Source organism: Salipiger sp., from assembly GCF_059781815.1.
In genome coordinates, this window is record NZ_JBYNAH010000199.1 from 1 (window position 1) to 9,897 (window position 9,897).

11 protein-coding genes are annotated in these 9,897 nt (G+C 65.8%); 5 read left to right on the forward strand and 6 right to left on the reverse strand.

Annotated elements, in window-relative coordinates; all coding sequences use genetic code 11:
• On the forward strand, nt 1-300 hold a 300-nt coding region (locus tag AC6RA4_RS19285; RefSeq protein ID WP_500163140.1), incomplete at its 5' end, for a CoA-transferase.
• Between the two features lie 183 nt (nt 301-483).
• On the opposite strand, the gene AC6RA4_RS19290 is transcribed toward AC6RA4_RS19285, so the two are convergent.
• The 3 genes from AC6RA4_RS19290 to AC6RA4_RS19300 form a co-directional block, all read right to left on the reverse strand.
• Complete coding sequence (locus AC6RA4_RS19290) at nt 484-1,161, reverse strand: phasin (RefSeq protein WP_500163143.1); 678 nt, start codon at nt 1,159-1,161, stop codon at nt 484-486.
• Nucleotides 1,162-1,453: 292 nt separating this feature from the next.
• Entirely contained in the window at nt 1,454-1,900 is a 447-nt protein-coding gene (locus AC6RA4_RS19295; RefSeq protein WP_500163145.1) for a phasin family protein, read from the reverse strand.
• A gap of 131 nt (nt 1,901-2,031) precedes the next feature.
• Entirely contained in the window at nt 2,032-3,825 is a 1,794-nt protein-coding gene (locus AC6RA4_RS19300) for a PHA/PHB synthase family protein (protein WP_500163147.1), read from the reverse strand.
• A 161-nt stretch (nt 3,826-3,986) separates the two neighbouring features.
• Here AC6RA4_RS19300 and phaZ point away from each other — a divergent pair, with 161 nt between their 5' ends.
• Nucleotides 3,987-5,246: a polyhydroxyalkanoate depolymerase gene (phaZ, locus tag AC6RA4_RS19305; RefSeq protein ID WP_500163149.1), complete on the forward strand. Its 1,260-nt coding sequence runs from the start codon at nt 3,987-3,989 to the stop codon at nt 5,244-5,246.
• A 253-nt stretch (nt 5,247-5,499) separates the two neighbouring features.
• Here the strand turns inward: phaZ and AC6RA4_RS19310 are convergent, their stop codons facing one another.
• Nucleotides 5,500-6,039, reverse strand: a complete 540-nt coding sequence (locus AC6RA4_RS19310; RefSeq protein WP_500163151.1) for an adenine phosphoribosyltransferase — start codon at nt 6,037-6,039, stop codon at nt 5,500-5,502.
• A 7-nt stretch (nt 6,040-6,046) separates the two neighbouring features.
• A complete protein-coding gene (locus AC6RA4_RS19315; protein ID WP_500163153.1) occupies nt 6,047-6,670 on the reverse strand; it encodes a LysE family translocator in 624 nt (207 codons plus the stop codon).
• 208 nt (nt 6,671-6,878) lie between these two features.
• Here AC6RA4_RS19315 and AC6RA4_RS19320 point away from each other — a divergent pair, with 208 nt between their 5' ends.
• Both AC6RA4_RS19320 and AC6RA4_RS19325 read left to right on the forward strand, forming a co-directional pair.
• A complete protein-coding gene (locus tag AC6RA4_RS19320) occupies nt 6,879-7,055 on the forward strand; it encodes a hypothetical protein (RefSeq protein ID WP_500163155.1) in 177 nt (58 codons plus the stop codon).
• A 4-nt stretch (nt 7,056-7,059) separates the two neighbouring features.
• Nucleotides 7,060-7,788, forward strand: coding sequence for a hypothetical protein (locus AC6RA4_RS19325; RefSeq protein WP_500163157.1), 729 nt, complete (start codon nt 7,060-7,062; stop codon nt 7,786-7,788).
• A 12-nt stretch (nt 7,789-7,800) separates the two neighbouring features.
• On the opposite strand, the gene AC6RA4_RS19330 is transcribed toward AC6RA4_RS19325, so the two are convergent.
• Nucleotides 7,801-8,676 carry an S-methyl-5'-thioadenosine phosphorylase gene (locus AC6RA4_RS19330; protein WP_500163159.1) on the reverse strand — a complete coding sequence of 292 codons (876 nt, stop codon included), beginning with the start codon at nt 8,674-8,676 and terminating at the stop codon, nt 7,801-7,803.
• 254 nt (nt 8,677-8,930) lie between these two features.
• Here AC6RA4_RS19330 and AC6RA4_RS19335 point away from each other — a divergent pair.
• On the forward strand, nt 8,931-9,897 hold a 967-nt coding region (locus tag AC6RA4_RS19335), incomplete at its 3' end, for a SulP family inorganic anion transporter (RefSeq protein ID WP_500163161.1).

The following is a 9,897-nucleotide window of genomic DNA, read 5'->3' on the forward strand; positions in this document are numbered from 1 at the left end:
GGCGACCTGGCGAACTGGATGATCCCGGGCAAGCTGGTCAAGGGCATGGGCGGCGCGATGGATCTCGTGGCCGGCGTCGGCCGTGTGATCGTGGTCATGGACCACACCAACAAGCATGGCGACAGCAAGGTGCTGAAGGAATGCACCCTGCCGCTGACCGGCAAGGGCGTGGTCGACCGCATCATCAGCAACCTCGGCGTGCTCGACGTGGTCGAGGGCGGTCTGAAGATCGTCGAACTGGCCGATGGCGTGACCGAGGAAGAGCTGCGCAACGCGACGCAGGCGACCATCGTCGACTGACGGCGGTCTCTCAGCTCCGGATCTACAGGCGCGGCCCCCAGGGGCCGCGTTTTGCGTTTGGGGAAGGGGGCGTGCGCGGGAGAGGGCCCTGCGGTTCCGGCCCAGGCGGCCAGGAGGCGTATGGCAGACACAAAAACGCGGCCCGGGGGGCCGCGTTTTCCGGTCTGGCGATTCAGGCCGAGGTCAGCTCTTGGTCTCGGTCGATGCAGCCGGCGTCGAGGGGGCGGCGGGAGCCGCAGGCTCGGGCGCGACGGCCTCGGCAGCCTTCTTCACCGGCTCGGGTGCGGGGGCCGGCGCCGGGGCGGTGGGTGCGGGCTTGGCGGCGGTGGGTGCCGCTTTCTTCGCGGTCGTCGTCGTCTTCTTGGCGGCCGTGGTGGTGCGCTTGGCGGCGGTGGTGGTGCGCTTCGCGGTGGTGGTGGCGGCCGAGGCGGTCTTGCTGGCCGCCTTTTCGGTGGCCTTGGCGGTGGTCGCCGCGGTCGCGGTCACGTCGTCGGCCACATCCTTGCCCACCGACATCATCAGCGCCATCGCTTCGCTCTGGGCCGATTTGGCGACATCGCCATAGGCGGTCAGGTGTTCGTTCACGCTCTGCAGTTGCGCGGTGGCGAAATCGGTCATCGCCTGCGCATAGTCGACCGGGGCCGGCTTGGCCTTGGCGAGATCGCCCATGCGGGTGAGGGTTTCCATGGTCCAGCCGACCGAGATATCGGCGGTCTTGCCGGCGGCGTCGAGCGCGATGGCAGAGGCTTTTTCACTGATCCCGGCAGAGTTCTTCCAGGCCTCTTCGAAGGCGGCCATGTCCATCGGGAAGGCGCCCATCATGTCTTTCATTGCGGCGGTGAAATCTTGCGTCGCGGCCATTGTGTCTCTCCTCCTTGGCAGGGTGATCTGGCGGAGAATCCGCCTTGGCTTACGCTTAGACAACATCGTTGCTGCGCTGCAGCATTGCAAGGGTTCAGTCGCGGTTTGCGGAGAAAATTCGCCCGATGCGCGAGCCCTTGCCGACCGCAAAATCGGTCAATTTCCTGAAGAAAAACGTAAAAAAAGGGCGAGTTCCTTGCGGAACCCGCCCCACGTTATTGCGCCGGTTTGGGAGGAGAGGGGCGCAATTTCTGTGCCGGTGCCCGGAGAGTTCCGGGCGCCGGGTGTACGATCACTTCGTGGTTGCCTTCTTGGCAGCCGCGGTCATGTCGTCGGTGGCCTTCTTCATGGCGGCGGTGGCGTCTTCGGAGAAGTCCTTGCCGGCGGCCATCATCAGTTCCACGGTGTCCATCTGGACCTTCTTCGCGATCTCGGCGAAGGCGGCCATGTTCTCGGCGGCAACTTCGGCCTGAGCGGAGGCGAAATCGGTCATCGCCTTGGCGTAGTCGGCCGGCTCTTTCTTGACCTTGGACATGTCGGACAGCTTGGTCAGCGTGTCTTTGGTCCACTTGGCCGAGATCTCGGTCGACTTCTCGGCGGCTTCCAGAGCCACTGCCGAGAGCTTCTCGTTCAGGGTCGCGGTGGTCTTGAACGCTTCGTCCATGGCTTTGGTGTCCACGGGGAAGGCGCCCATCATGTCTTTCATCATGGCGGTGAAGTCTTGCGTCTTGGCGGCCATTTCAAAATTCCTGTCTGTCTGCCTCGGGGGCCCACCCCCCGTATTCATCGGCTGACAACAATATGCATGCTGCGGTGCAGCATTTCAAGAGGAATTTCTGCAATGCAGCATAAACCAGCAGTTGTGCGCACTTACTGGTTGGCTTTGATCCGCACGTAGGTGCCGGGCGCGTCGCAAAGCGGGGGATGCGCCGAATCGCCGGGCTCGCGGGCGGGCACCATCTTGCCCGAGCGCTTGCGCAGCCATTCGTCCCAGACCGGCCACCAGCTGCCCTCGTGATACTCCGCGGCCTCTTGCCATTCCGGGGCGGAGAGCTTGAGGTCTGGGTTCAGGTAGTGGCCGTATTTCTTCTTGCTGGGCGGGTTCACGATGCCGGCGATATGGCCCGATTCCGAGAGCACGAAGGTCTTGGAGCGCGAGCCCATCTTCTGCACGCCCCGATAACAGTCCTTCCACGCGGCGATGTGGTCGGTCTCGGCAGTGATCGCCATCAGCGGCACGTCGACATCCCGAACGTCGAGCGTCTCGCCCATCAGCTCGAAGCGGCCCTCGGCGAATTCGTTGCGCTGGCAGAGGCCGCGCAGATACTGCATCGTCATCCGCCCGGGCAGGTTGGCACCGTCGCCGTTCCAGTAGAGCAGGTCGAAGGCAGGGGGTGTCTCGCCCATCATGTAGGAGCGGATCGCTGGCGTGTAGATCAGGTCGGTCGAGCGCAGGAACGAGAAGGTGCGCGACATGATGAAGCTCTTGAGGATGCCGCTGGCCTCGATCTCCTTCTCGATGCCGTCGACAAAATCGTTCTGCAGGAACGGCACGAACTCGCCCTGATCGCTGAAATCGGTGAGCGCGGTGAAGAAGGTGGCCGACTTGATCTGCTTGTCGCCGCGCTTTTTCAGCAGCGACAGCGTCAGCGCCAGCGTGGTGCCGGCGATGCAGTAGCCCACCACGTTGAGCCGGTCGACGCCGCAGATCTCGCGCACCACGCGCATCGCGGTGAGGTAGCCGTCCTCGATGTAATCCTCGAGCCCGACATCGCGGTAGCTCTCGTCGGCATTGACCCAGCTCACCACGAAGAGCGTGTAGCCCTGATCGACGATGTAGCGGATCAGGCTGTTCTGCGGCTTGAGGTCGAGGATGTAGTACTTGTTGATCCAGGGCGGAAATATCACCAGCGGCGTTTCGCGCACCTGGTCGGTGGTGGGCGAATACTGGATCAGTTCCATCATACGGTTGCGCCAGACCACCTTGCCCTCGGCGGTGGCGATGTTGCCGCCGACCTCGAAGGCCTCCTCGTCGACCAGCCGCACCACCAGCTCGCCATTGTTGGCCTCGAGGTCGGCGACGAGGTTCTCGAGCCCCTTCACCAGGCTGTCGCCCTCGGTCTCGACCGCCTTCTGCAGCGCGTCGGGGTTGGTGGCGAAGAAGTTGGTCGGCGCCATCATGTCGGTGATCTGCTGCGCGAAGTAACGCAGGCGGCGCTTCTCCTGCGGGTCCATCTCCTCGATCTCGTCGACCGCATTGCGGATGGCTTCCGAGTTGATGAGGTATTGCTGCTTGATGAAGTTGAAATAGGGGTGGCTGTCCCAGAGGGGGTTCTTGAAGCGCTTGTCGGTGGGGCCGGTATCCTCCGGCGGGGCGAGCCGGCCCTCGCTCAGCGCCTTCTGCGCCTCGAGGAAATGGCTCAGCGACTTGCCCCAGTAGCCGACCTGCTGCTCGAACACCTTGGCGGGATTGTTCATCCAGTCCTGCCAGTAGGCCTGCATGGCCTGGGCGTAGAGCAGTGGCTCCGGGCCGTGCAGCGCGTGGTTGATGGGTTTGCGTTGCGCCAGCGCCTCGATCAGGCGCTGTGACAGTTCCTCGATCTTCACGAGATTGTTGTCGAGCTTCTCGCGTTCGGCGCTGAGAACCGTGGCTTTTGTTGTCATGCGCTCGAATCCCCCCTATCTTCCTTACCCAGAACGATAACGGCGCTGCAGCCGATGGCAAAGCGGCGAATTCATTTGACGTCGAAGCGGTCCGGGTTGCAAAGGAGGGGGCAGCCGGGGCTCTGACGCTTGGGCGTGTCACGAGACAGGAGACTTCGCTCATGCGATTCATGGCCACCTATGACCTGATGGAATCCCTTCGAAACACCAATCAGTGGCTCGGCGCGACGGCCAAGGCGATGGCGTCCTACCCGGCCTTCGCCGCGATGCCGAACCCGGCGCTGACCTGGATGGCCGCGTGGGGCGAAGTGGCGGAGCGCAGCTTCGAGCGCATGGTGGTCAAGCCCAGCTGGGGCATCCGCACCATGACCTGCAACGATGGCAAGGACCATCTCGTGCAGAAGGAAACGGTGCTCGAAAAGCCGTTCGGCAACCTGATCCACTTCAACGTGCTCGGCCGCGAGGAGAAGGCGCGCAAGATCCTGCTGGTGGCGCCGATGTCGGGCCATTACGCGACCCTGCTGCGCTCGACGGTGATCTCGCTGATCCCCGATGCCGAGGTCTACGTCACCGACTGGAAGAACGCCCGCGACATCCCGGTGAGTTGCGGCAAGTTCGACATCGAGGACTACACCCTCTACCTGATGGAATTCATGCGCCACATGGGGCCCGAGACCAACGTCATCGCGGTCTGCCAGCCGGCGCCGCTGACGCTGGCCGCGACCGCCTATCTGGCCGAGCTCGACCCCAAGGCGCAGCCGCGCACGCTGACGCTGATCGGTGGGCCGATCGATCCCAACGCGACGCCCACCGAGGTGACCGATTTCGGCCACCGCGTGACCATGGGCCAGCTCGAGGAGTCGATGATCCAGCGCGTCGGCTTCAAGTACAAGGGCGTCGGCCGCCTGGTCTATCCGGGCCTGCTGCAGCTGACCTCGTTCATGGCGATGAACGCCGAGCGGCACTCGAAGGCGTTCAACGACCAGATCATGCGGGTGACCCGCGGCGAGGCCTCGGATCACGACGCGCATAACCGCTTCTACGACGAGTATCTCGCGGTGATGGACATGCCGGCGGAGTTCTACCTCTCGACGGTGGAGCGGATCTTCAAGAACGGCGAGATCGCCGAGAACCGCTTCATGGTGGACGGCCACCTCGTCGATATCGGCAAGATCACCGATGTGGCGGTGAAGACGGTGGAAGGCGCGAATGACGACATCTCGGCGCCGGGCCAGTGCGTCGCGGCGCTCGATCTCTGCACCGGGCTGCCGGATTCGAAGAAGGCGGCGCATCTCGAGCCGGGTGCGGGCCATTACGGCATCTTCGCCGGCAAGAGCTGGCGCAACAACATCCGCCCGCTGGTGCTCGAGTTCATCGACGGCAATGCCGGCAAGCCGCGCAGCGCCGCCAACGCGGCCTGATCTCAAGGCGCGCCTGCGGCGCACAGGATGTCTCGGCCCCCGCCGGTGCGGGGGCCTCGGTGTTTGTGGTGGCGTGACGCGTCCGCCTGACCGTGATGCCTTTTGCGAGCGGTCGGCCGGTGAGGGGCCAGCCCCTCACACTCCCCGGAGTATTTTCGACGAAGAGAAGGGCAGGGCGCCGCGCCTGATCTTCTCTACGTTTCAAATACTCAAAAATGGCAGGCCGCTGGCCAGGACGCGGATCGCCGCGGGGTCAGAGCCCGTCGAAGGCACAGAGCGCGTGGACGTCCATGCCCATGGCATCGAGCCGGGCGCGACCGCCGAGATCGGGCAGGTCGACGATGAAGGCGCAGCCGATGATCTCGCCGCCGAGCCGCTCCACCAGCTTGATCCCGGCCTCGGCGGTGCCGCCGGTGGCCAGCAGGTCATCGACGAGCAGGATGCGCTCGCCGGGCGCGATGGCGTCGTCGTGGATCTCGACCACCGCTTCGCCATATTCCAGCGTGTAGGCTTCCGAGATCACCGCGTCGGGCAGCTTTCCCTTCTTGCGGATCGGCACGAAGCCGGCGGAGAGCTGATGCGCCACGGCGCCGCCGAGGATGAAGCCGCGCGCCTCGAGCCCCACCACCTTGTCGAAGCGCATGCCGGCATAGGGGTGCAGCAGCTGGTCGACCGCCATGCGGAAACCGCGCGGATCGGCGAAGAGCGTCGTCACGTCTCGGAAGATGATGCCCTCGTGCGGGAAATCGACGATGGAGCGGATGTAGTCCTGGACCTGTTTTTGCTGGATCATGGCTCTCTCAGGCGCTGCGGCGGAGGGTGGCGGTGAGCAGCCCCATGCCGATCAGCGCGGCGCCGCCGGCGCGGGTCAGCCAGGCGATGACGGAGGGGCGGGCAATGGCGGCGCGCAGCCGGTCGGCGGCGAGCGCGTAGGCCAGCGCGTTGAACGCGGCGAGGGTGACGAAGGTGGTCACGAGGATCGCGAATTGCGGCAGCAGCGGCGCCGAGGGCGTCAGGAACTGCGGCACGAAGGCGATGAAGAAGGCGATGCTCTTGGGGTTGAGCGCGGTGACCGCGGCGGCATGGGCGAAGACCCCCTTCGCGGTGACCTCGGTGTCGGGTAGGGCGAGCCCGTCTTTTGGGGCCGAGCGCAGGAGCTTGATGCCGAGCCAGACGAGATAGACCGCCCCGATCCATTTCAGCGCGGTGAAGAGCGTGGCCGAGGCCATCACCAGCGCGCCGAGCCCCGCCAGCGACAGTGACATGGCGGTCAGGTCGCCAAGCGCCACGCCGGTGGCGGAGGCCACGGCGACGGAACGGCCCTTGGAGAGCGCGTAGGACAGCACCAGCAGCACCGTCGGGCCGGGGATCAGCAGCAGCGCGGTGGAGGCGGCGACGAAGGTCAGCCAGAGATCTAAGGGCATGGTAACTCCTTGCTTGCGCGCAGAATGTCGCCTCGGTCGCCGCGTGACAACAGGGATGCGACGCAGCCCCGGATTTCGTCGCCAAGATGCCGCTGTCGGGGGCCTCGCAGGGGAGGGGATAACCTCTGAGTTGAGCGAATCCCTAAAATATGCCATTTTATGGGGTATTCACGACGCCAATTTCATTTTCGAACTCGGAGTATTGACGATGACACCTCTCATCCGTGCCGGCCTTGCCGCGGCGGTGCTTGCCGGTCTCACCACCGCGTCCGCGCAGGCCCAGACCACGCCGACGATCCCGTCACCGCTTCCCGCGCCGACGCTCTGCCCCGCGAGCCATTACGAATGCGGTCCGGGCGTTTGTTGTCCGAAGATCGGGGGCTGAGCCGATGTTCAGGCCCGTGATGACCGCGATCGGCCTCACCGCCGTTCTGGTGGTCTGTTTCGCCCTGCTGACCGGGGTCAGCAAGATGGATATCTCGATCAAGAACGAGATGCAGCGTCACCTTGGCAACGACCCGCTCGAGGCCGGCGACATCGTGGCGCTGTCGCCGGACGGGACACGGATCGAGTCCCTGCTTTGCTCGGTCGATCTGACCCCGGAACAGTCGCCCAACAGCGAGATCCGGTCGCGCTATTACAACGTGCTCGATGCCGCCGAGGAGAAGGCCTTTGCCTTTGCGCGGCGCTCGAAAGAGATCTTCGGGTTCGACAGCGGAGAGTTGCCCGTCACCGCGGCCTCGCTCACCGGGCTGTCGTTTACCGGCGAGGTGAGCCGGATCGAGGGCAGCCCTCAGAGCCGCATCCGCAACGACTGTTTCTGTGACGTGGTGACCGCGGTCGTTGAGCGCAAGAAGACCGCCTGCATCGTGATCAAGTCGCTGGTCGAGACGCGGCTGCGCCCGGATTCGACCCTGAGCCGCAACACGGTGGGCGTGAGCTTCCAGTCGGATCCGATCCTGTTCAGCAATGCCGAGCGGTTCGCCGAAGCCTGCCCGGATCTGAATCGCGGCGCCATCGCGCCCACCGGGGGCAGTTGCGAGGGGGCAAGCGGGTTTACCCTCGACGTGGTGGCGCGGGCCAAGGTGGGCCTGATCCGCGAGGTGCCGCTGCCCTGAGGGGCTCGGGGCTCAGCCGAGCACGCGCCCTGCCACCGCGTCGAGCCGTTTCAGGAGCGCAGGATCCCTGTGCCCGGGGGCGGTGAGCAGCGCGTGGTCGAGCGCCCGGTCGCAGCCATGGGGACAGGGCGCGCGGTCGGGGCCGAGAAGGGCGGGCAAGCGCCCGACGAGGCGCCGCGCCTTCGCGGCATTGCCGGTAAGCACCCGGACGATATCCGAGACCTCGACGGCACCGTGCTCGGGATGCCAGCTGTCGTAATCGGTGACCATGGCGACCGAGGCGTAGCAGAGCTCGGCCTCGCGGGCGAGCTTGGCCTCGGGCATGTTGGTCATGCCGATCACGTCGGCGCCCCAGCTGTCGCGATACATGCGCGACTCTGCCAGCGTCGAGAATTGCGGGCCTTCCATGGCGAGATAGGTGCCGCCGTCATGCACCGTGATGCCGGCCTCGCGCGCGGCGCTCAGGCAGGCGTCGCTCAGCCGCCGGCAGGTCGGATGGGCGAGCGAGACATGCGCCACGCAACCGTCGCCGAAAAAGCTCTTCTCCCGCGCGAAGGTGCGGTCGATGAACTGGTCGACGACGACGAAATCCCCCGGCGCCATGTCCTCGCGGAACGAGCCGCAGGCCGAGACCGAGATCACGTCGGTGACACCCAGCCGCTTGAGCGCGTCGATATTGGCGCGGTAGGGCACCGAGGAGGGGCTGTGCACGTGGCCGCGGCCGTGGCGCGGCAGGAAGGCCATGGGTACGCCCTCGAGCGTGCCGGTCAGGATCGCGTCCGAGGGCACGCCCCAGGGGGTCTCGACGTTTTGCCAGCGCTGGTCAGACAGCGCCTCGAGATCGTAGACCCCGGATCCGCCGATCACGCCGATCATGGTGCTTGTCATGGGTCGTCCTCCGGTCCGGGCCGTTGCTGCGGCGGTCTGTTCCGGGGCAGACTGCACGGGACAGCCGCGGAAGGAAAGGGCCGGCGCGCTGCGGGCCGCGCCGTGCCGGAGCGGGCGCGACCGCCGGCCGGGGCGCAAAATCTTCGCGTTTTCGGCTGCGGATGCGGTCTCCGGGACCGAAACGCTGGCAATTCACGCCGCGCTGCAGTATCCGCGCAGGCGCGCAGCAGAAACGAACCGAACAGGACAGACCCATGGCAAAGGCCCTTTTGGCACGGTACGCCAGACGCATCTCGATGCCCGATCTCAGCATCGCGCCCACCACCCGGCTGACGCCCGGCCAGGTCAAGACCGACGTGCTGTCGGGTCTGACGGTGGCGCTCGCCCTTGTGCCCGAGGCGGTGGCCTTCGCCTTTGTCGCCGGGGTGCACCCGCTGGTCGGCCTTTACGCCGCTTTCATGGTCGGGCTGATCACCGCCGTCATCGGCGGCCGGCCGGGGATGATCTCGGGCGCGACCGGCGCACTTGCGGTGGTCATGGTGGCTCTGGTGGCCGATCACGGCGTCGAGTATCTCTTCGCCACCGTGGTCCTGATGGGCATCCTGCAGGTCTTTGCCGGGGTCATGCACTGGGGCAAGTTCATCCGGCTGGTGCCGCACCCGGTGATGCTGGGCTTCGTCAATGGCCTCGCCATCGTGATCTTCATGGCGCAGCTGACCCAGTTCAAGGTGCCGGGCAGCGCCGAGGCCGCGGGCCACGGGCCGGGCGGCGGAGAGTGGCTGAGCGGCATGCCGCTGGCGCTGATGCTGGGGCTGGTGGCGCTGACCATGGCGGTGATCTGGCTGCTGCCGAAGCTCACCAAGATCGTTCCGGCACCGCTGGCGGGCATCGCGATCACCGCGATCGTGGTGATCGGCTTCGGGCTCGACACGCCGCGGGTCGGCGACATGGCCTCGATCGAGGGCGGGCTGCCGGCCTTCCACATCCCCGCCGTGCCGTTGAACTGGGAGACGCTGGAGATCATCCTGCCCTACGCGGTGATCCTTGCCGCCATCGGCCTGATCGAGAGCCTGCTGACGCTGAACCTCGTGGGCGAGATGACCGGCCAGCGCGGCGGCGCGAGCCAGGAATGCATCGCGCAGGGGACCGCCAACGTGGTCACCGGATTCTTCGGCGGCATGGGCGGCTGCGCGATGATCGGCCAGTCGATGATCAACGTGA